General features: G+C 62.0%; 19 protein-coding genes and 1 pseudogene. 10 read left to right on the forward strand and 10 right to left on the reverse strand.

The features are described 5' to 3' along the window. Positions 1 to 14: 14 nt before the first annotated feature. Both LPU83_RS44280 and LPU83_RS44285 read right to left on the reverse strand, forming a co-directional pair. Positions 15 to 2,354: a glucose/quinate/shikimate family membrane-bound PQQ-dependent dehydrogenase gene (locus LPU83_RS44280; protein WP_024313812.1), complete on the reverse strand. Its 2,340-nt coding sequence runs from the start codon at positions 2,352 to 2,354 to the stop codon at positions 15 to 17. 134 nt (positions 2,355 to 2,488) lie between these two features. Beyond that, positions 2,489 to 3,988 carry a protein adenylyltransferase SelO gene (locus LPU83_RS44285; RefSeq protein WP_024313811.1) on the reverse strand — a complete coding sequence of 500 codons (1,500 nt, stop codon included), beginning with the start codon at positions 3,986 to 3,988 and terminating at the stop codon, positions 2,489 to 2,491. Between the two features lie 316 nt (positions 3,989 to 4,304). Between LPU83_RS44285 and LPU83_RS44290 the strand changes: the two genes are divergently transcribed. Further along, positions 4,305 to 5,756, forward strand: a complete 1,452-nt coding sequence (locus LPU83_RS44290; RefSeq protein WP_024313810.1) for a DHA2 family efflux MFS transporter permease subunit — start codon at positions 4,305 to 4,307, stop codon at positions 5,754 to 5,756. Between the two features lie 5 nt (positions 5,757 to 5,761). Here the strand turns inward: LPU83_RS44290 and LPU83_RS44295 are convergent. The 3 genes and pseudogenes from LPU83_RS44295 to LPU83_RS44305 form a co-directional block, all read right to left on the reverse strand. Then, positions 5,762 to 6,709, reverse strand: a pseudogene (locus LPU83_RS44295) (homocysteine S-methyltransferase family protein). Between the two features lie 93 nt (positions 6,710 to 6,802). Further along, complete coding sequence (locus LPU83_RS44300; RefSeq protein ID WP_024313809.1) at positions 6,803 to 7,324, reverse strand: DUF1697 domain-containing protein; 522 nt, start codon at positions 7,322 to 7,324, stop codon at positions 6,803 to 6,805. Between the two features lie 16 nt (positions 7,325 to 7,340). Further along, a complete protein-coding gene (locus LPU83_RS44305; protein ID WP_024313808.1) occupies positions 7,341 to 9,449 on the reverse strand; it encodes a S9 family peptidase in 2,109 nt (702 codons plus the stop codon). A 236-nt stretch (positions 9,450 to 9,685) separates the two neighbouring features. Between LPU83_RS44305 and LPU83_RS44310 the strand changes: the two genes are divergently transcribed. Beyond that, entirely contained in the window at positions 9,686 to 10,075 is a 390-nt protein-coding gene (locus tag LPU83_RS44310; RefSeq protein WP_024313807.1) for a DUF930 domain-containing protein, read from the forward strand. A 179-nt stretch (positions 10,076 to 10,254) separates the two neighbouring features. Further along, on the forward strand, positions 10,255 to 11,064 hold the full coding sequence (locus LPU83_RS44315; RefSeq protein WP_024313806.1) for a polysaccharide deacetylase family protein: 810 nt from the start codon (positions 10,255 to 10,257) through the stop codon (positions 11,062 to 11,064). On the opposite strand, the gene LPU83_RS44320 is transcribed toward LPU83_RS44315, so the two are convergent. The 3 genes from LPU83_RS44320 to LPU83_RS44330 all read right to left on the reverse strand — a co-directional run bounded on the left by LPU83_RS44320 (position 11,065) and on the right by LPU83_RS44330 (position 14,475). Then, on the reverse strand, positions 11,065 to 12,357 hold the full coding sequence (locus tag LPU83_RS44320; protein ID WP_024313805.1) for an NAD(P)/FAD-dependent oxidoreductase: 1,293 nt from the start codon (positions 12,355 to 12,357) through the stop codon (positions 11,065 to 11,067). A 19-nt stretch (positions 12,358 to 12,376) separates the two neighbouring features. Continuing rightward, entirely contained in the window at positions 12,377 to 13,543 is a 1,167-nt protein-coding gene (locus LPU83_RS44325; protein WP_024313804.1) for an AI-2E family transporter, read from the reverse strand. A 71-nt stretch (positions 13,544 to 13,614) separates the two neighbouring features. Continuing rightward, positions 13,615 to 14,475, reverse strand: a complete 861-nt coding sequence (locus LPU83_RS44330) for a VOC family protein (protein WP_024313803.1) — start codon at positions 14,473 to 14,475, stop codon at positions 13,615 to 13,617. A 291-nt stretch (positions 14,476 to 14,766) separates the two neighbouring features. On the opposite strand from LPU83_RS44330, the gene LPU83_RS44335 reads away from it, so the two are divergent. Together LPU83_RS44335 and LPU83_RS44340 are read left to right on the forward strand one after the other, a co-directional pair. Continuing rightward, entirely contained in the window at positions 14,767 to 15,183 is a 417-nt protein-coding gene (locus LPU83_RS44335; RefSeq protein WP_024313802.1) for a universal stress protein, read from the forward strand. 35 nt (positions 15,184 to 15,218) lie between these two features. Next, entirely contained in the window at positions 15,219 to 15,542 is a 324-nt protein-coding gene (locus tag LPU83_RS44340) for a TraR/DksA family transcriptional regulator (protein WP_024313801.1), read from the forward strand. A gap of 57 nt (positions 15,543 to 15,599) precedes the next feature. On the opposite strand, the gene LPU83_RS44345 is transcribed toward LPU83_RS44340, so the two are convergent. Continuing rightward, positions 15,600 to 17,144 (reverse strand): flavin-containing monooxygenase, encoded by a 1,545-nt coding sequence (locus tag LPU83_RS44345; RefSeq protein ID WP_024313800.1) that lies wholly within the window; start codon positions 17,142 to 17,144, stop codon positions 15,600 to 15,602. Between the two features lie 136 nt (positions 17,145 to 17,280). On the opposite strand from LPU83_RS44345, the gene LPU83_RS44350 reads away from it, so the two are divergent. The 3 genes from LPU83_RS44350 to trhA all read left to right on the forward strand — a co-directional run bounded on the left by LPU83_RS44350 (position 17,281) and on the right by trhA (position 19,952). Further along, positions 17,281 to 17,751 (forward strand): hypothetical protein, encoded by a 471-nt coding sequence (locus LPU83_RS44350; protein ID WP_029709927.1) that lies wholly within the window; start codon positions 17,281 to 17,283, stop codon positions 17,749 to 17,751. Then, positions 17,748 to 19,091: a GAF domain-containing protein gene (locus tag LPU83_RS44355; RefSeq protein ID WP_024313798.1), complete on the forward strand. Its 1,344-nt coding sequence runs from the start codon at positions 17,748 to 17,750 to the stop codon at positions 19,089 to 19,091. Before LPU83_RS44350 ends, LPU83_RS44355 begins: the two co-directional genes overlap by 4 nt. Before the next feature lie 192 nt (positions 19,092 to 19,283). After that, on the forward strand, positions 19,284 to 19,952 hold the full coding sequence (gene trhA / locus LPU83_RS44360) for a PAQR family membrane homeostasis protein TrhA (protein WP_024313797.1): 669 nt from the start codon (positions 19,284 to 19,286) through the stop codon (positions 19,950 to 19,952). Here the strand turns inward: trhA and LPU83_RS44365 are convergent. Continuing rightward, positions 19,904 to 20,353: a hypothetical protein gene (locus LPU83_RS44365; protein WP_024313796.1), complete on the reverse strand. Its 450-nt coding sequence runs from the start codon at positions 20,351 to 20,353 to the stop codon at positions 19,904 to 19,906. The genes trhA and LPU83_RS44365 overlap by 49 nt on opposite strands. A gap of 127 nt (positions 20,354 to 20,480) precedes the next feature. On the opposite strand from LPU83_RS44365, the gene LPU83_RS44370 reads away from it, so the two are divergent. Both LPU83_RS44370 and LPU83_RS44375 read left to right on the forward strand, forming a co-directional pair. Then, on the forward strand, positions 20,481 to 20,987 hold the full coding sequence (locus tag LPU83_RS44370) for a GNAT family N-acetyltransferase (protein ID WP_024313795.1): 507 nt from the start codon (positions 20,481 to 20,483) through the stop codon (positions 20,985 to 20,987). Beyond that, positions 20,984 to 21,490 (forward strand): AAA family ATPase, encoded by a 507-nt coding sequence (locus LPU83_RS44375; protein WP_024313794.1) that lies wholly within the window; start codon positions 20,984 to 20,986, stop codon positions 21,488 to 21,490. The genes LPU83_RS44370 and LPU83_RS44375 overlap by 4 nt, the downstream gene beginning before the upstream one ends. Positions 21,491 to 21,498 lie beyond the last annotated feature (8 nt).

Genomic DNA, 21,498 nt, shown 5'->3' on the forward strand with positions numbered 1-21,498 from the left:
CCTCACGTCCCGAGTTAGGGCAGGGCGTAGCCGATCACGTAATCGCCGGGCTTGGTGCCGATCGAGCCGTGTCCGCCGGCGACCATGACGACGAACTGTTTGTTGTCGCTGGTCGTATAGGTCATCGGTGTCGCCTGGCCGCCGGCCGGCAGGCGGGCTTGCCACAGGTGGTCGCCGTTCGTCACGTCGTAGGCGCGCAGAAAGTTGTCGACCGCCGCCCCGAGGAAGGCAACGCCGCCTCTCGTCAGGATCGGGCCGCCGATGCCCGGCACGCCAACCTTGAAGGGTAACGGCAGCGGCGTCATATCGTAGATGGTGCCGTTCCTGTGCTTGTAGGCGATCTTTCCGGTACGCAAGTCGGCGCCGGTGACATAGCCCCATGGCGGCGCCTGGCAGGGGATACTCAACGGGCTGAGGAACGGTCCCATGAAGACGCCATAGGGCGCACCGTCGTTGCGGTTGAGGCCCTGTTCGCTACCTTTCTCGTCCTGGCCTCTCGGCGGAATGTCGGCCGCCGGCACAAGTCGCGAGGTGAAGGCGAGATAGGTCGGCATCCCGAACATGATCTGCCGCTCGGGATCGACCGCCACGCTGCCCCAGTTGAAGGTGCCGAAGTTGCCGGGGTAGATGATAGAGCCGACCAATGACGGCGGGGTGTAGCGGCCTTCGTACTTGTAGCGGTGGAACTGGATGCGGCAGGCGAGCTGATCGAACAGCGAGATCCCCCACATGTCCTTTTCCTGCAGCGGCGGCGGCGAGAAGGTGAGGTCCGAGATCGGCTGCGTTGGCGACGTGTGGTCTTCAGGGATCGCGCCGCCCGGGGCGGGTATCTCCCTGAACGGGATGATCGCCTCGCCGGTGCGCCGATCGAGCACATAGATGTCACCCTGCTTGGTCGGGGCAACGAGCGCCGGCACGGGCGTTCCGTCGGATTTCGTCATGTCGAACAGCACGGGTTGGGCGGGAACGTCCATGTCCCACAGGTCGTGGTGCACGAACTGCTGGACCCATTTCACTTGCCCGGTGGCGATGTCGAGTGCGACGATCGAGGAGGAGTATTTCTCCACATGGGCGCTGCGGTTCATGCCGAGCTGGTCGGGTACCTGGTTGCCGAGCGGGATGTAGACCATGCCTAGACCGTCATCGACACTGAAGACGGACCAGCTGTTCGGAGAGTTGGTGGTGTAGGTCTGGCCTTCGGGCAGCGGCGTGGTGACATCAGGATTGCCGGAATCCCAATTCCAGATGAGCGCGCCGGTATTGATGTCGTATGCGCGGATAACGCCGGACTGCTCCTTTGTGGAATAGTTGTCGTTGACGGCGCCGCCGACAATCAGCTTGCCGGCGACCGCGACCGGCGGCGATGTGGAATAGTAGTAGCCGGCCGGATTGTACTGCATACCTTTTTCAAGATGCAGCACGCCATCTTCGGCAAAGCTCGTGCAGATCTGGCCATTTGCCGCATCGAGCGCAATCAGCCTAGCGTCGGAGGTCGGCAGAAACACGCGCTCGGCGCAGGCCGAGCCGGGGGCTGCGGCCGTGTCGCGATAGTAGGTGACGCCGCGGCAGGTTTGGTGCTGGCGGTTCGGGTTCATGCCGGAGTTGGAATCGTATTTCCATTTCTCCTTGCCAGTCTTGGCGTCGAGCGCGATTGCCCAATTGTGTGGCGTGCAGAGGTACAACGTGTCGCCGACTTTCAGCGGCGTCACCTGATAGGTGGTTTCGCCGACATCCTCGGGTCGCTTCACATCACCGGTCTGGTAGCGCCACACCTCCTTGAGATCCTTGACGTTGCTGACATTGATCTGGTCAAGCGGCGAGTAGCGCTGACCGAAGAGTGTACGGCCGTATTGATGCCACTCTTCGTCGGGCACAACACCGCCGAAGGTCGCGGGGCTAGTGACGGCCTCGGTCGGCAAAGTGCCCGTGATCCGGTGCGGATCGGTGGTCATCGAATAGCCGGCGATCGTGATCGCAATCACAACCGGTATGGCGAGCGGCCAGGGGTTTGCCCCATAGGAGATCCCGGTCGGGCTGAGAAAGCCGAGCGGCCGGCGGATCCAGGGCGTGAGCAACCACAAGCCGAGAAGAATGATCAGTCCGCCGCGCGGTCCAAGCTGCCACCAGTCGAAGCCGACTTCCCAGATCGCCCATGCCAGCGCCACAATGACGAGCGCCGCGTAGGCCCACAAGGCGGCCGCTCGGCGCATCGCAAGCAGGATGGCGGTCAGCAGGAACATGGCGCCTGCGAAGGCATAAAAGACGCTGCCGCCGAGCATGACGAGCCAAAGACCGCCGCCGCCGAGCGCAAGGCCAATCAGGATGAAAAGAATGGACGTAATGACGATTGCCATATGGGAAGACTCCCGCTGAGGTTAGCCGGGTGCGATCAGAACGAGAAAAATGTCCGCAAATCAGCGAGATAGGGCGGTCGCAAACGCCGTCAACTGCGACCATAGGTGTCAGGATGGAGAGGGTTCGCGCCAGGTCACGTACCGCAGAAGGTCTGCAGCACGCGTTCCTCCGGCTTCGGCGGCTCCATGTAGGCCGCAAAGTCTGGTTGGTCGTCATAGGGCTTGGCGAGCACGGCAAGCAGCGCTTCGAAGAGCGAAAAGTCCGCATCGTCGACCGCCGCATTGATGGCCTGCTCGATGCGGTGGTTGCGCGGAATGAAGGCGGGATTGACAGCGCGCATTGTCGCTGCGCGGTCGTCCTCGGTCCGGCTATCGTCACGCGTAAGGCGCTCGCGCCAGCCGGCGAGCCATTCGCGCGCCGCATCGGGGTCGCGGAACGTCGAGAGGAACAATGCCTCGCCACCTGATCCTGAGGCGTCGGAGAGCCGGCGGAAGGCGAGGGTAAAGTCGGCCTGTTGCGCCTGCATCACGGCAAGCAGCGATTGAACGAGCTCCAGGTCGCCGTCCTCGACGGTCGCCAGGCCGATCTTCTCGCGCATGCCGCGCAGCCAATGGATCTGGAAGCGCTCGCCATATTGCTGGATCACGGTGTTGGCGAGCTCGACGGCCTTTTCTGCATCGGCATCGATGAGCGGCAGCAGCGTTTCTCCGAGCCGCGCCAGGTTCCATTGGCCGATGCCCGGCTGATTGGCATAGGCGTAGCGCCCGCGCTGGTCGATCGAGGAAAACACCGTGCCGGGATTGTAGGTGTCCATGAAGGCGCAGGGGCCGAAATCGATCGTCTCGCCCGAAATGGCCATGTTGTCGGTGTTCATCACGCCGTGGATGAAGCCAATATGCAGCCACTTGGCGATCAACGCCGCCTGACGCTCACAAGCGGCTTCGTAAAGGGCAATATAGGGGTTGTCCCTGTCCTTGAGTTCCGGATAGTGCCGGTCGATCACATAGTCGGCGAGCGCCCGCACGCCGTCCGTATCACCGCGGGCGGCGAAAAACTGGAAGGTGCCGACGCGGATATGGCTCGCCGCAACGCGGGTGAACACTGCGCCCGGCAGGATGCTCTCACGATAGACGGGCTGGCCGGTCGACACTGCGGCAAGCGCTCGGGTCGCCGATACGCCGAGCGCATACATCGCCTCGCTGACGATATATTCCCGAAGCACCGGTCCAAGTGCGGCGCGGCCATCGCCGCGGCGGGAGTAAGGCGTCTGGCCCGCGCCCTTCAGCTGGATATCACGGCGCTGACCGTTGTGGTCGATGACCTCGCCGAGCAGGATCGCCCGCCCGTCGCCGAGCAGCGGCACGAAGGAGCCGAACTGGTGCCCGGCATAGGCCATCGCCAGCGGATCGGCGCCATCAGGCAACAGGTTGCCCGAGAAGATCGCAGCGCCGTCGCGCCTGATCATCTCGACATCGAGGCCGAGTTCGGCCGCGAGAGGCTCGTTCAGCTTGATCAGCCACGGCTCGGCCACCTGCGAGGGGACCTGGCGCGTGAAGAATTGCTGCGGCAACCGCGCATAGCTGTTGTCGAAGGTGAATGGCCGCGAGGTGGACGCTTTCGGAATGATCGTCATATGTCCTAGGTAGGGCTCCGGCATGCATGACGCAAGCGGCCGAGAGCCTTTGCCTTGGATGGAGCGGCCGGTCCGATGGTGGTCGCGGGTGCCGCCACAGCCGCCTCGTCCATCGCCACGCGTCGCCGCGATATCTCGCGCAGACGCAAATGCTGCACAGCCATTCCCTGCGGGCACGGCTGCCCTTCCATATAAGCATAACGACGCCACATTTGCGGGCGTATACAAAGATCCTCAATCCTCTTTTGGCATCACGCCATACCATACCGCGGCCACGCTTCCGCGCCGGCCACGCCATTGCGAGTGATCCCTGACGATGTCGGATCAGATCTACCAGGCAGCCGCCATCGGGCGCGCCAAGCCCAATTTCCGCGTGATAGCGATGATCGTTGCGAGCGCCATGTTTATGGAACAGCTCGACGCAACCGTGCTGGCGACGGCGCTGCCGACCATGGCGCGTGATTTCGGCGTTAGCGCTCCGTCAATGAGCATTGCACTGACGTCCTATCTCCTCAGCCTCGCGATCTTCATTCCGGCAAGCGGCTTGATTGCCGATCGCTTCGGCTCGCGCACGGTTTTTCGCGCGGCGATCGCCGTCTTCGTCACCGGCTCCATCTTCTGCGCGCTGTCGCCCAATCTCCTCTGTCTTGTTCTAGCGCGTCTGTTGCAGGGTCTCGGCGGCGCCATGATGCTGCCGGTCGGTCGCCTCGTTCTGTTGCGCAGCGTCGACCGCAAGGACATGGTCAATGCCATGTCGTGGTTGCTGGTGCCGGCGCTGATCGGCCCGATTCTCGGCCCGCCGGTTGGCGGCCTGATCGTCACCTATCTCGACTGGCGCTGGATCTTCTACATCAACGTGCCGATCGGCATCATCGGCTTCACGCTGGTCTCGATCTTCATCGAGGATTTCAAGGGTGAGTCGAAACGTCGGTTCGATACGGTCGGTTTCATCCTCTCCGGCATCGCGCTTGGCTCCTTGCTCTTCGGTTTCGAAAGCTCCAGCCGGCCGGGCGAAGCGGCCTTTTCGCTGTTTCTCATTGCGGTCGGGATGCTATTCGGCATCGCCTACCTCAAGCATGCCCGCCGCCATCCGTCGCCGATCATGGATTTCTCGCTGATGAAGGTACCGAGCTTCGGCACCTCCGTTATCGCAGGCTCGCTGACCCGCATCACCCAAGGCGCGCAGCCTTTCCTGCTGCCGCTCTATTTCCAGCTCGGCTTCGGCCTCTCGGCCGCCAAGGCCGGCCAGCTAGTTACCGCCGCAGCACTCGGCTCGATGGCAATGAAAGCCGTTGCGCCGCGCGTGCTGCGCCGCTTCGGCTTCCGCAACAGCCTGGTCGCGAACGGCGTCATCGCCACCTGCGGCTATGCGCTCTGCGCCGCTTTTCGGCCGGATTGGCCGTTGGCACTGATTTTCGCGTTCCTCGTCATGTGCGGCTTCTTCATGTCGTTCCAGTTCACGGCCTACAACACGGTGGCCTATGACGAGATTGACCGCGACCGGATGAGCTCGGCCACCAGCTTCTACACGACCTTCCAGCAGCTGATGCTGTCGCTCGGCATCTGCGTCGGCGCGCTGGCGCTGCACACGTCGATGACGGTCAACGGCAGCGAGACGCCGCAGCTCCACGATTTCTCCGCCGCCTTCCTCTTCGTCACCGCGATCTCGATCACGGCGACCTTCTGGAATCTGCGCTTTGCGCGCAGCGCCGGCGCCGACATCAGCGGTCATGATGCGGGCAAGGCGGCACACGCCGCCGAGCACTGAGCCCGTCAGGCGTGGGTGGGTTCCGGCAGGCATGCCGCGCAGATGGCGGCCACATGCCGGTGATCGGTGCCACAGCAGCCGCCGACGATCCTGATTTGCGGCATCCGGGACATCAGTTGTCTGTAGTGCTGTCCGAGATCGACGGGATCGCCCGCATCAAGCGTCTCGCTCTCGTCGAGTTCGGCGTGGCTCATGCGTGAGGCATTGGCCCGCAGCCCACGGATCCGTTTCGTCCAGTTGGCCTTTGGATCAAACGCCTCGGCGAAATGCGTTGGGTGGGCGCAATTGATCATGTAGTAGGCGGGTGAACCGCCAGTCGCCGCGTCCGTCGTCTCGATCGCCTCCTGCATGCTGCGCCCGGTCACCAGCCTACCGTCGATCTCGACCGTGAAGGAGATCGCGCAGGGCATGGCCCTGGCGGCGGCCGCCCGCGCCGATCGCCTCGTCGATGTTGGTCAGTGTGAAGGCCGTCACCATGTCGGCATCGCTTTCGGCGAAGCTGCCGATCTGGACGCCGTGGTAATCCTCGGCTTCGGTGGCATCCATGTCGCCGGCCTTGTAGCCGTCGCCGCGCGGCCCGATGGCGCCGCTGATGACGATCGGCTGTCCCGGTTGTTCGTATCTCCCGCGCAATCCTGCCAGCAGCGAGACGCTGCCCACATTGGCCGCGTGCAGGCTTCGCGCGTGTAGCCGAGCTTCCCGGCCCAATCCGGATTGGCGCGCCATGTCGGCGTGTCGAGGATGAATCCGGCGCCATGCTTGCGGGCGATATCGAGATAGCGGCGATAGTAGGCCTGCAGCCGATCGCGCCCTTCCTCCGAGGCCAGCATCACAAACGATGCGAAGTTTGGCAGCGGCAATCCGTCAAGAAAGATGAAGGTTGTCTCCATGCCGCCATCGGTCACGAAGAAGCCGCCCTCGAGCTGCGGTAAGCTGCGTCGGTAGGTCGCCATCGTATCTCCTCAGCCGGACGAAAGACAATGTTGCGACGTAACTGATGAGTTAGTATGTTCTAAAATAGACTCCCGCGATGGTACAGCGAAATCTCAGCGGTCCTCCATCGCCCAAGCCATCTCGGCGAGCTTGCGTACCGTATTCAGGTTGCGCGCCGTTCCGGGCTTCAGGGCCGGCAGCTTGAGCTTCGATTTGCCGGAGCCGATGGGGAAGTGGACATAGATTTCGCGCCCGGCCAGAACCGCCTCTTCGCCGTCGGGCGCGACCATCGCGTCGAGAGCATCGTTCTGTGCAGCCTCGGGCAGGAAGCTTACGAGCAGATAGTTGGGCTTGGCGTCGCGAAAGGGCGCGTTGGCGACGATCGCCTCGAGCTCCTTGCGGCTGCGGAGCATCACGCCGGGCTTCTTGCCGAGCACCTTTCCAAGCGCGTCATCCAGCTTTTGCTCGACCTCGGCTTCCCTCTCGTCGGAGCGGAACAGCACGTTGCCGCTCTGGATGTAGGTCTGCACGTCGCTGAAGCCGAGCTCTTTGCAAATTGCCTTCAGCGTCGTCATGGGCAGCTTGCCCGTGCCGCCGACATTGATCGCTCTCAACAGCGCCACATAGACCGTCACGGGCTCCTCCAGCCGATTACACCTTCCCAGCAACCTTGATCGCGAAGGCGTACTCGAAGGCGATCTCCTCCAGCCGTTGGAAGCGTCCCGAGGCGCCGCCATGGCCGGCATCCATGTTGGTCTTCAGCAGGATCGGCGCCGAACCGGTGGTCTTTTCGCGCAGCCGCGCCACCCACTTTGCCGGCTCCCAATAGGTGACGCGCGGGTCCGTCAGACCACCGAGCGCCAGGATCGGCGGATAGGCTTTCGCGCCGACATTGTCGTAGGGCGAGTAGGCGGCGATCTGCTCGTACTCGTCCTTGCTCTCGATCGGGTTGCCCCATTCCGGCCATTCCGGCGGGGTCAGCGGCAGCGTGTCATCGAGCATGGTGTTCAGCACATCGACGAAGGGAACGGCGGCGATCAGGCCGGCAAACTTCTCCGGCGCCATATTGGCAACGGCCCCCATCAGCATGCCGCCGGCCGAACCGCCTTCGGCGATGATGTTCGCGTAGGAGGTGAACTTTTCCTGATTCAGATAGTCAGCGGCGGCGATGAAGTCTTTGAAGGTGTTGGTCTTCTTCTCCATCTTGCCGTCTTCGTACCAGCCAAAACCCTTGTCCTTGCCGCCGCGGATGTGGGCGATGGCGTAGACGAAACCGCGGTCGGCAAGCGACAGGCAGTTGGTGTTGAAGCCGGCCGGAATGGTAATGCCGTAGGCGCCGTATCCATAGAGCAGGCAGGGTGCAGACCCGTCGAGCGGCGTATCCTTGCGATAGAGCAGGGTGACCGGCACCTGTTCTCCATCCCAGGCCGGCGCGAAGACACGGCGGGTGACATAGTCGTCGGGATTGTGGCCGGAGGGCACTTCCTGCGTCTTGAGGAGGGTACGTTCGCGCGTCACCATGTTGTAGTCATAGAGCTGTGACGGGGTCGTCATCGAGGAGTAGGAGAAGCGGATGACGTCGGTGTCGTATTCCGCCGCACCCTGCAGGCCGAGCGAATAGGCCTCTTCGGCAAAGGCGATGGCGTGCTCCTCGCCGGTGCGCCGGTCGCGGATGATGATCTGCGGCAGGCCGTCCTTGCGCTCCAGCCAGAGCAGATGCCGGGCAAAAGCCATGTGGCTGATGATCAAGGTGCCGGGCTTGTGCGGCACGACTTCGCGCCAGTTCGCCTTGCCCGGGTTTTCAACCGGCGCTTCCATGATCTTGAAATCCTTGGCGTCGCCGTCATTGGTCAGGATGTAGAAGACATCGCCGCCTTCCGTCATCGAGTATTCGATGCCTTCCTCGCGCTCGGAAACAAGCTTCGGCTCCGCCGTCAGATCCTTGGTGGAGAGCAGGCGGTATTCTGACGTCTCGTGGTCGTGAATGTCGATGTAGATGAAATCGTCGAGCAGCGAGCCGCCGACGCCCATGAAGAAGCCGGCGTCCTTCTCCTCATAGACCAGCCGGTCGTCGGATTGGGGCGTCCCGAGGATGTGGTGGAAGACCTTTGAGGGACGATGGTTCTCGTCGAGTGCGGAATAAAAGAAGCTCTTGCCGTCAGGTGCCCACGCGCCGCCGCCGCCGGTGTTCTCGACCACGTCGGGAAGGTCCTCGCCGGTCGCAAGATCGCGCACGCGCAGCGTATAGAATTCTGAGCCCTTGTCGTCATAGCCCCAGATGCCGCGGCTGTGATCGGTCGAATGGTCGAGGCCCGCCAGCCTGAAATAGGCCTTGCCGGCCGCTTCCTTGTCGCCGTCGAGCAGAACGGCGCGGATCGTCTCGACCTTGACGTCGCCGTTGCGGGGAATGCGAAAATAGCGTGGCTGTTCGCCGCCGGTGACGAAGAAGGTGCCGTAGGCATAGTCGCCGTCCTTCATCGGCACGGAGCTGTCGTCCTCCTTGATACGGCCGCGCATCTCGGCAAACAGCGTCTTCTGCAGCGCCTTGGTGTCCTCCATCGCCGCGTTCATGTAGACGTTTTCGGCTTCCAGATGCTGGCGGATCGCCGGATCGAGGATCGTGGGATCCTTGAACATCGCCTGCCAGTTGTCCGCCCGCAGCCAGGCGTAGTCATCCGTGCGCGTGATGCCGTGGCGCGTATCAGAAAGCGGCTTCTTGGCGGCAACGGGCGGGTTCGGCATGTTCTTGAAGACGGTCAACGAAGGCTCCGGATACGTGGTGTCAGGTTGGCAAGAGATAGAGGCGCGGATGCATCGGATCAAGCGCCGAACGCACCTCCGTGACAAAACCGAAGGAATGCTCACGTTGCCTTGATGTCACCATATTGTTTAAGAAAGTCCGCTACGTCGCCCGGAATTTATCCCCTGTTCGACCGTGAAAGCCCCGGTCGTCCACAGGCGATTCCGGAATGAGAATGCAAAGGAATCCCACTGTAATGCCAAAACGCCTTGTGTTGCTTCTGTCCGCATTTAGCCTTGCGGTTCCAGCGTTCGCAGTCGATCCCGCAATCAAGAAGCAACTCGAAAAGCTCGACCCCGCGACCCGGCTCGAACAGAGCTGCGACACTGAGGCGATGAGCCGAATCAACAAGGACGATACTGGCTACAGGCCCGACAAGGTCATCGCCTACACCTTCAAGGATCCCGTTCCCAGTGACAACAAGCTGGACGCACCTGGCGCCGTGTTCCGAAGCAAGGGCGACTGGTATCACCTGTCCTACACCTGCATCACCGGTCCGCAGCACATGAATGTTCGCGAGCTTGACTATAAGATCGGCGAGAAGGTGCCGAAGGAGAAGTGGGAAAAGTACTACCTCTATGATTGATCGAGGGATCAGAGCGCTCGCCTGCCTTGCCTTTCTGAAGCCTTAGTCCTCAGGCATCAGCTCTTCGTTGAATGCTGGCGGCAAATCGCAGGAGCGACCGCAAGCGGCATCAGACCACATGGCGCCGGCGCGCTGGGTGCGTTATGCAGCGCTTGAACAATGAACGGCTTCTCTTTGGTATGAATCGAATTTTTCTCGCTCCGGCGCTGCTGATCGCCTCCACCGCCTCCATCGCGGCCGCTCTCCCGCCGCAGGAAACGCCCGCAATCACCGCACCACAGAACATCGCCCAGCCGCCAAAGATGGCAGCCCAGCCAAAGCTCATGGAGCCGCATCTGCGCATTGCCCGTTCCGACGTCAAGGGCCACGCGCGCGTGGCGTTGACGTTCGACGCCTGCATGGGCAAGGCTGACGACCGCATCCTCTCGGTGCTGGTTCGCGAGCGGATCCCCGCAACCATATTCGTCACCGCACGCTGGCTGAAGCACAATCCACAGGCGCTGCAGGTCTTCCTTGAGAACCCCGCTCTTTTCGAACTCGAGAACCACGGCCAGAACCATATTCCAGCCGTGGACAAGCCGGTCTCCATCTATGGCATTGCGTCTGCTGGGTCGCCGGAGGCCGTGCGCCAGGAAGTGCAAGGCGGCGCCGATGCGATGCTCGCAGCCGGCATTGCCCCGCCGCATTGGTTCCGCGGCTCGACCGCCAAATACGACCTGTCCTCGATCGCCCAGATCCGCGAAATGGGATACCGCATCGCCGGCTATTCCGTGAATGGCGACGGCGGCTCGCTGCTCGGTGCGGCGGTCACGGAAAAGCGGATTGCCGCCGCCAAGGACGGCGATGTGGTGATCTCCCATATCAACCAGCCTACCCACGTCGCGGGCGAGGGTGTTGCCAAGGCGATCCTCGACCTGAAGGCCAAGGGCGTCGAATTCGTCCGCCTGCAGGATGTCGAGGATACCGGCGACGACCAGACGACGCAGTGATTAGTTGACGGCGCTCTGCGTGCGGTCCTCACTGACGCTCGCATGTCCAGGTACATCCGGCGCGTCACGGTCCAGGGCGAAATCGTCGAACCAGTCGCGGTATCCTCCGCCGATCATTGCGCCGATCACCTGCGTCGCGAGATAGGAAAAGGTGATGCCGTTGCCGCCGTAGCCATAAGCGGCATAGACCTGCGGCATCGAGGGAACGGCACCAATTAGCGGCAGCCCGTCCGAAGTCTCCCCGAAGGTGCCGCACCACGCCGTCGCGACACGCGTGTCAGCCCTTGACCAGAGCCGTTTCATCTTTTCCCGGATCGTCACGATCTTCTCAGCAAGCTTGCTGTCGCGGATCGCGGGGTCGACGGTATCGTCGTCCTCGCCGCCAGCGATGATCCGCCCGTCCGGCGTCGTGCGCATGTAGAGATAGGGATGGCTGTCTTCCCAGATCAGCACTTGGTCGCGCCACAGCATTGCCGGATCCTGCGGCATCGTTGCAAGTGCCCAGCTCGACGTCGTCCGATGCAGTTTCGGCATATCGATGCCCGGCATGGCGTAGCCGGTGGCGAGCACTGCAGTTTCGGCTTCGATGACGAACGGGCCGTCGGTCTCGGCGCTCACCCGCCCACCTTCGCTATGGAGTTTGGTGACCGAGGCGCCGATGAGACGCGCGCCTTGCTTTACGGCAATGTCCAGCAGGGCCCAGGTCAGGAGCAGCGGATCGGCCTCCGCCGAGCCGCGGGACAGGATGCCCGCATCGCGATCGAGTTCGAATTCGGTAAAGAGATCGCAATGCTCCAGATATCGGCTGGGCAGGCCCGCCTGGCGGCGAAGCTCGACCTCGTTGTGCAGATCGCGGGCGCCCTCCTGGTTGCTGGTCAGGAGCAGCGACTGCCGAGGCAGCAGATTGCAGGCGATGCGATGGGCGACGATCAGCTTCGAGAGACCTGCGACCGAGGCAGCGCTTCGCCTGTAGATACCGACGGCGCGTTCGAAACCATAGACATGCTCGAGCTCGCTCAGCGTCCGGTCGATCTCCCATTGCAGCATGGCCGTGCTCGCCGCCGTGCTGCCGAGACCGGGCGTCTCGCGGTCGATGATGATCACGGAAAGCCCGCGTTCGGAGAGGTGCTGACCCAGCAGCGCGCCGGTGATCCCTCCGCCGATCACCATGGCGTCGACCTTGAGATTGTCCTGAAGTGGCTGGTAGGCGGGTTTTGTTCCGGCGTGGCTCCACGGGGGGATGCCACTCTTCAGCCGGTTGTGGCTGGACCCTGCAAGATTGATTTCGGCCATCTGACGCGTCTTACCTCAATTATTTCGGCAATTGCGGCTGCAGTCTCTCTTCGATGAAAAGTTCATCGATGATGGTCATGACAATCAGCGATAGTGGTAGCGCGAGCATAGCACCAACTGCGCCCCACATCCAAGTCCAGAACAGAATTGCCAGAAACACCACGAAAGGATTGATTTCCAGGCGCTTCCCCATCACCGCCGGGAAGACCAGATTTTCCATGATGAGGTGGACAATGAAGAATGCTGCGGCTGGCATGAGGCCGACCAGCAGGCCGTCATGCGTGATGATGCCGGCTACAGCCACCGCGAGCGTCATGGAGGCAATGCCGAGATAGGGGATGAAGCTCGAAAGAAAGGCAAAGAAGCCCCAGAGCACCGGCGCCGAAAGACCGCCGAGATAGGCGATCACCGTCATCATGACGCCCAGGCACAGATAGATCAACGAAGCCGTGGCGAAGTAGAAGCCGAGGACCTGTTCCACACTGTTGATCACCCGGATGGCGGCAAGCCGCTGCGGACGCGTCCGAAAGACCATGATGATCGATCTGCGCAGGCTGACACGTCCGGCAAGGAAGAGCAGCAGCGCCGCGAAGAAGATCAACGCCTGGACAAGGGCAGGGGTCAGGTTGGCGCTGATGAGATGCAGCACGTTACCCGTATTCTCGAGGAGCTTGTCGCTCGACATCGGTCCGCCCTGGAAGGTCTCCGGCGTGATATGCAGCCACCGGATCTGTTCGAGATAGGGCATCAGCCGGTTGAACGTCTTCTCGACGAAGGCCGGGCCCTCGTTGGCAAGCGTCGTCAGTGGTCCGGCGAGCGAATTGGCAACGAGGACGATCACCAGCGCGACGCCGGTCGACAGGATGACGGCGTTGGTGATGCGCGGTACGCCGAGTCTGCTGAGCTTTTCCGCCAGTAGCCCGAGAATCATGCCAACGACAACGGCAAGCGTCACCGGAACGAGAATGAGCGACATCATGTAGATGGCCGAAAGAGCGAGCACCGCAAAGATGCCGATCACAGCCCAGGCCATGGTGATATCAAGCCCGTCCTTTTCGACGCGGTGCATCGGCGCTTGCGGCATCTCCTCCGTGTCTTGCTTCAGTTTTTCGGCCCAGGCGCTGACAGAGCGCTCGCCCATTGTGATCTTGCTGGCCTGCTTGCGGATACCGTTGGCAATTCCCATGGATAGACGATCCCCGGAAGCCCAGGTGCTTCGCGACGGAAACGCACAGAACCCCTTCAGGTTCCTGAGGGTCAGGCGGACAGCGTCAGGCCGATACCCCAGGGGTCGTGCAGGAACACGCCACTATTGCGCTTCTCGCTCCTGATCTCGAGCTCGTCGAGCTTGGCGATGGCATTGTCGAGCGCGGCCTTGTCGTTGAAGCGAAGGGCATAGTCGGAAAGGCCGGTCATCCCCTCGGCGCGGGCGCCGGCGCCGGCGCTGTTCCAGATGTTGGCGGCGACGTGGTGATGGTAATCGCCTGTGGCAAAGAAGCTGGCGCCGGGATAGCGCGCCATCAGCCTCAAGCCAAGCACATCGCGGTAGAATGCGTCGGCCTCGGGTATGTCGCCGACCTGCAGGTGGATGTGGCCGATTGCGGTGCTGTCGGCCATGCCGTTCCAGGTATCGTCGGGCGCACTGTTGTAGAGCGACTGCAGATCGAGACGCCGCGTCGCCATCTCCACCTGGCCGTCGGGATGGAACTTCCACTGCTCGTGCGGTCGGTCGGCATAGATCTCGATGCCGTTGCCTTCTGGGTCGGAGAGATAGATGGCCTCGCTGACCAGGTGATCGGATGCGCCGTCCAGGGCGACATTATTATGTGCGGCGTGGCGCAGCCAGCGGGCGAGCTCGGTGCGGTTGGGCATCAGGAAGGCCGTATGGAAGAGGCCGGCGGCATTGCGCGGCGCGATGCGGACATCCTTGCCCGTCGTCAGCGCCAGAAGCGGCGCGCCGTCGACGCCGAGCACGTCGCCGCTGGCGCTTTTCTCGATGACCTTCAGGCCGAGCATGGACTGGTAGAAACTGGACACCAGCGGCAGGTCGGTGACGACGAGGTGCGACTGGTCGACATAGGCAGGGCGCGTCAGGGCGTAGGACGTTTCGGTGTTCATGGGCGTATCTCCTGCCTTGGCTGAGGGAGTCGTACCGGCGCTGGCGGCGAGAGCGCCGCCCGTAGCGATACCAAGGAATTTGCGCCGGTCCATATGCCTCAGAGGTCCCCTTGGCCGCTGTACTTGCTCTCTATATGGCGGATTCCGATTGTTCACAGAAGCCCTGTTTTTGATGATTGAGCGTTCGACGATCGTTGACAAAAATCCGCGCGATCTTGATCTTGATCAAAGCGCCTTATTTATCTCCTGAGAGGATGTGGCCGTTAGAAACGGCGGCGCTGGAGGGCCTGAATGTACAAGAAAATCATCGTTCCAATCGAACTAGGCGCGCTGCACAGCGGCGAGAGGGCTTTCCGCAAAGCATCCACGCTCCTTGATACGGGTGGCGAGATCATTTTGCTCAACGTCGTCGAGGACGTTCCCACCTATGTCGCGATCGATCTGCCGGCCGAATTGCTGCAGAACGCGATCGATGATGCCCAGGAAAAGCTCGGAATGCTGATCCGCACGAGCGGCATACCCGCAATGATCGAAATCGGCCACGGCCGCCCGGCCCATAGCATCCTCGCCACGGCCGAAACGCATGATGCGGATCTCATCATCGTCGCTTCCCATATCCCCGACTTCAGCAACTACTTCATCGGCGCCACCGCCGACCGTGTCGTCAGGCATGCCAAATGCTCTGTGCTGGTCGACAGGCAGCGCTAAGGAGAAAATGGCACAGGACCGATGGAGGAACTTCCATGAGCGACACGCAGACATACGAGAAGATCCTACGCGACCGCCAGCGTGAGCTTGAATCGCGGCTGAGCCGCATCGACGGCGATCTCGGACGCACCAAGGAGCAGGACAGCGACGACCGCGCGGTCGAGAGCGAGAACGACGAAGTGCTGGAGGGGCTCGGCCAGGCCGGCCAGGAAGAGCTGCGCGCCATCGGCGCCGCTCTCGATCGGATCGCGAAAGGCACGTATGGCACCTGCGTCCGCTGCGGCGAGTCAATTTCAACGAAGCGTCTCGGCGCCGTGCCTTATGCCCCACTCTGCGAGGATTGCATGGGCCAGGGCTAGCACGCTTTACCACAAGGGAGCGATCCGGTCTGCGCGGCCGCCCCCTTGTGGTGCGTTTCAAGCCGCCGCCGTCGCAGCGGCAGCGCGCAGCATGTCCCGAATGCTGCGTTCTTCGGCGGTAAAATCCTCGCTTGTGATCGCGCCGAACTCCGCGGCGGCCTTTTTTGCGAGAAAGGATGCGTTCGGCAGACGGTCCGGGCCCTCGAGCCTAAAGGAAATTGCTGAAAGCGGGCCGAAGAGCAGCGCCCGTTCCAGCTCGGGATAATGCTCCAGGGAAGGCTCGATGCCAGCGTTGCGGGCAAAGGCGAGGGCTGCGACATGCGTCGGCACCGCGGGTCCGAACGTGCGAGCCGCGCGACTTCTTGACAGAGCCATCGCCTGCTTCTCGGGAGTCGGCCGCGCCGCAATACCCGTAAAGGAATAGGCGATCCAGCGTGCCTGCAGCTCGATCGCTGGAAAGAAGGGACCAATAAGGTCGATCAATCCCGCAAAGGCGAGGCCCGGCAGATCGGGATGGAGCGTGAAGTCGTGAAGCGTCATGTTCGCCGTGTCGAGCTCCACCGTCTCGGCGAGCTCCGGCGACAGGAACGGTAAGGACAGCCGATAGCCGGTGCCCAGCAAGAGCGCATCCGCTTCAACAGCGCTTCCATCGGCAAAATGCACGGTTCTGCCGTCGATCCGTTCAATCCATGGCCGCGTCACGATCCGCCCCTCGGCAACGGCAGGCAGGAAGTTTTGCGATTGCGTGATGCCGGCAGCGAAGATGTTCTCATGCGGCTTGCGGGCGCCGAACTGTTCAGGGCTGCCGGCCGCGTTGAGCACCATCGCCTTCAGCGCTTCGGCGGCGATGTCGGGTGGGCAGCGTTGCGCCGCGATGGCTGCCGCACGCGTGAACATGACGGATTCGGTCGGCACCCCCTTGATGAGTTTGGGCAGCACGTAGCGCTGGCGGCGATAGCTCGCAGTCACCTGCGCAGCGCCGGCAAGGGCGATTTCCGCGGCAATTTCGAGAGCGCTGATCGAGCATCCGGCAACGACTACTGACCTGCCGCGCAGGCGTTCCGGCCCGCAGTAATGGCTCGTGTGCGCGGCGCCGAAGGAACCGCAAAAGCTCTCTATGCCTGCTATATCAGGCACATCAGGCGCAACGTGCCGGCCGGTGGCAACGATTGCGCGCCTGAAAACCTCCCTGCGGATCACTCCGTCTGTATTCGAGTGGATCTGCCAAAGCCCGTCGTCTCCGCGTAAAAGATGCTCCACCCGCGCTCTCGTTCTGATGCGGGGCAGTAGATCAAAATGCTCTGCGTAGCGCTCCAGATATGCGAGCATCTCGTCGTGGCGCGGATAGGTGGCGGTGCCCTCGATATGGTCCATGTCGGAAAAGGCGGTTGTCACACGGCTCGTATTGGTCCGCATGCCGGGCCAGACGCCGCTCATCGGCGACAGGCTGTTCCACTGCCCGCCGAGCTGGTCGGCTGCTTCGAAGAGAAGCGGTTCCAGTCCGTGCGCACGCAGCCAGCGAGCGCAGGCGAGGCCGGATGGCCCAGCGCCGATGATGGCGACGGTATTGTCGGGCATGCGTTCGAGGCGATTGCCTGTCATTTTTCTGCTCCTTTTGTGCCGGGAGCCTCTCTATAGTCGCCACTTCGAATGCTTGTTGCTAAATGCTTCCTAAGTCAGTGGAAGCCGTTCTTAAAAAATCGCTAAATACGATCGGTGGACGGATCGGGGGGAGGAAATGGTGCTTGACGCAGAGTTGGCCAGGTTCATCGCAAGCCCGGTGATGATCATCATCGGTACGCGCGATACGCACAATCGCGCCGCGATCGCTCGTGGTGCCGGCGCTACGGTGGTGAAAGGAAGCGGTATGGTCGAAGTGATCGTCTCGGAATGGCAATGGCCGGACTGTATCGCCAACATCCATGCGACCGGCCACATTGCGGCGACGTTCGTTCGCCCTTCGGACTATGTTGCCTATCAACTGAAAGGACGGGGCACTTTACGAACAGCGGCTGAGGAGGATATCCGGCTCTCGCGCCGCTATGTCGACGACATCGTCGACACGCTCGGAGGTCTCGGTGTGGAACCACAGCTTGCCGCGCCCTGGATCGTCAACGCCAAAGCCGCCGTCATCCGCTTTGACGTCGAAGACGTCTACCTCCAGACGCCCGGTCCAGGCGCCGGCGCTCTGCTGCGGGGTGTCGCATGACGCTTCACCTCTCTGATCTGCGGGCCTGCTTCGAAGGCGTTATCCCGTCGATCATCGCCACGTCGTCGGGCGATGGGAGGCCGAACATCTCCTACCTCTCGCATGTCATCATGATCGACAGCGATCACGTGGCGCTCTCGAACCAGTTCTTCGCCAAGACGGCCCACAACATCAGGGCCAATCCTTACGCCAATCTGCTTCTCGTCGATGCCAGGAACGGCGGTCAGTTTCGGTTGGACATCGTCTTTTCCCATCCACTTGAGGACGGCGTCTTTTTCGATCGGGTGGCGACGCAGCTGCAGGCGAGCAGCGAACAGGTCGGCATGGGCGGCATTATGAAGCTGAAGGGGCTCGACGTCTTCCGCGTGCTGTCGATCGCTAGTGTTCCTTCGCCGGTTGTTCTGCAGAAGGAGGCCGTCGAGGAGCCTTCGCGCAAACTGATTGCGCTCAGCCGACTTGTCGACCGGATCGCCATTCAGAACGATGTGGGCGGCGCCATCGACGTCGTCCTGAGCGGGCTGGAGAGCGAATTCGGCTACACCAACACGCTTTTCATGCTCCATGACGAAGCACGCAGGCTTCTGGCAACCGTGGGCAGTCGCGGTTACGAGCGCTCCGGCGTGGGGTCGGAAGCCGCCGTCGGCGAAGGCATCATCGGGGCCGCGGCCGTCAAGCGGCGGCTCGTCAAGGTCAGCGACATGAGCCGTGTGCGGCGCTATGGCGCCGCGATCCGAACATCTTCCGTCGATGAGGAGAGAACCCGCGCCATCGTTCTGCCTGGTATGAGAGGCGCGATGAGCCAGATGGCAGTACCCGTCATGGCGCAAGACGTCCTCCTCGGAGTGCTGTTTGCCGAAAGCCGCCAGCGCCTTGCTTTTTCCGAGGAAGACGAGGCGGTGATGACTGTTGTCGCCCGCCAGGCCGCCGCGACGCTTGCTCTTTGCGAGCGCCTCGCCAGCGAAACGCAAAAGGTTGCAAAGGCAGACAAGGCGCCAGCCCACCTGCAAAGCAGCTTCCGGGTCGTCCATCATGCCTACGACGATAGTGTCTTTATCGATAATGCCTATGTCATCAAGGGCGTGGCCGGGCGTATGCTGATGATGATGCTGAGCCTCTGGCTCCGGGAAGGGCGCACTGAGTTCACAAATCGCGAGATCCGCCTTTCCGACAGTCTGCGCTTGCCAGAGATCAAGGACAATCTCGAAACCCGCCTCCTCCTGCTGCGCCGTAGGCTTGAAGAAAAAGGCACTCCCGTTCGCCTTGTCCGCGCCGGGCGCGGCCTCATCCGTCTCGAACTCGATGGTGTTCCGAGGCTTGATACCGTAGGGCTGCCCGTCTAGAGCGTTGGGCATCCATATAAAATGCACAAAGAACACTCTAACGCTTTGAATTTGCGTAATCCCGAAAATCGATTTACCTCCAGTCGATAACCGCCTCTCGTCGCTCACGAATGTTTATCGGCCTGTACACCTGTTGTGTTGCACGTACTCCGTTTCGGTGACACGATTTGAGAGATAATGAGGGTTTCCTGCATGACGGAGTTCAACGGCATCCGCTGGGCTTATGACAAATACGAGCTTATCGCCGACGGCGTCGTCCACGGCGTCGGACTTGCGTTTGCGCTCATCGGTGCGACCGTTCTGATCTTTTACGCCACTCTCTGGAGTTCCCATGCCGAACTCGCCGCCGCATGGATCTACAGCATCGGCCTGGTGCTGACGATCGGCATCTCCTTCTCCTACAATGCCTGGCCGGTCTCGCGCACCAAGTGGTTCCTTCGCCGTCTCGATCATTCCTCAATCTTCATCCTGATCGCCGCCACCTACACGCCTTTCCTGGAACGCGGCGCCGACAGTCCGCTTCTGTTCGGGATGCTGATCGGCATCTGGGCGATCGCTGCGCTCGGCATCTTCCTGAAATGTGCCTTTCCCGGGCGCTTCGACAAGGTCGCCATCCTTCTGTATCTCGGCATGGGGTGGAGCGGCATCTTCGTGGCCGGACCGGTGGCCGAGCGCATCCCCTACGTATCGATGCTCCTGATCCTCGTCGGCGGCGTCATCTATTCTCTCGGCGTCATCTTTCACGTCTGGGAAAAGTTGCGCTTCCAGAACGCCATCTGGCACGGTTTCGTCGTGGCCGCGGCGGCCGTGCACTATTCAGCGGTACTCACCTGCTTCAGCATGGCGAACGCGGGGCTCTGACCCCAGCACCGCGGTGGCGCAGCCAATGTCTTGTCCAGATGCTGGACCACCGGATCATATGCCTTCAGCGCCGCCTTCGGATACTCCAGCATGAGGTATCCGATCGCATCGTGGCAGAGAGCCACGGCGCGCGCGTAAAAAGTGCGATCCTTGCGCGTGCCGGAATAGCTGGCGAATGTCCTTGAGGGCTTCGAATAGTTGATCTGCCAGCTGTCCTGCTTGGCCATTCCGTCTGCCGATTGCAGTGTCATGCCGTCGCCGTTGTCGGCGTCGTTGGCGAGCGTGAAGCCGGCTGTAAGGTCGACGGCATAGCCGAAACGGGCATTGGCATAAGGCCGACAATCCTCGGCCAGCGCAGACGTCGCCGCGAGGCAAAACAGGATGACGAAACGGCCGATCATGGTTCCCTCCGCAATGACGCCATACCCTGTCGCGGACGATCGCTTCCGGTGCACGATTTCGCTGGTTTACAACGCTGAATGCGGGGCGTATGCCGCTTGCCGGAACCGAACTGAAACTGGACCTGATATGACCGACGCCGTTCTCGTGCGCGACGCCACCGAAACCGATCTCCCAGCCATCCGCGATATCTACAACCACGCTGTCGAGCATACGACGGCGATCTGGAACGAAACACTGGTTGATCTCGACAACCGCATCGAATGGTTCAAGGCCCGCAAGGCGAAGGGATTTCCGGTCATTGTTGCCGAGATGGACGGCAAGGTCGCAGGCTATGCCTCTTATGGCGATTGGCGGGCTTTCGACGGCTATCGCCACACGGTCGAGCACTCGGTCTATGTCGACAAGGATCGCCGCGGCGCTGGCATTGGCGAATTGCTGATGCGGGCGCTGATTGAGCGCGCCGCCGACGCCAACATCCATGTGATGATCGCCGGCATCGAGGCGGCGAATGCGGCCTCCATCAAGCTGCACGAAAAGCTCGGCTTCCGCGTTGCCGGAACCTTCTCGGAAGTCGGTACCAAGTTCGGCCGCTGGCTTGACCTGACCTGCATGGAGCTTAGGGTTACGAAGTGAGCCTTATCGTTCTCACCGGCGCTTCGGGATCGGGCAAGACGGCGATCGCCAAGGCGATTGCCGCCCGGTTCACGGGTGAGATTGATGTCTACTATTTCGATGACATCGGCGTTCCCTCGCTCGGGCAGATGACGGCGGACCACGGCTCGCCGGCGGGTTGGCAGCGAGCCATGACCTTCAAATGGCTGGAGAGTCTTGCAGAAGCTCAGCGGTCGGGCCGCAATCAGCTGCTCGAAGGCCAGATGCGCCTTGCTTTCCTGGAGGAGGCGGCAACCGTTGCCGGCATCCCCTATCTGCCGCTGCTGGCCGATTGCGATGACGAGACACGAAGGCATCGCCTGGCGGTCGAGCGCCGGCAGCCCGAGCTTGCCGACGCCGAGATGATGGCCTGGGCAGCCTTCCTCCGCCGCGAGGCGGCGGCCAAGGGCTGTGAGATACTGGACACGTCGCGCTTGTCGCTGGATGAAAGCGTTCTGGCCGTCGTCGGGCGCTTTCAAGGGTAGTCCTCGAA

Source organism: Rhizobium favelukesii (assembly GCF_000577275.2).
Lineage (GTDB): Bacteria > Pseudomonadota > Alphaproteobacteria > Rhizobiales > Rhizobiaceae > Rhizobium > Rhizobium favelukesii.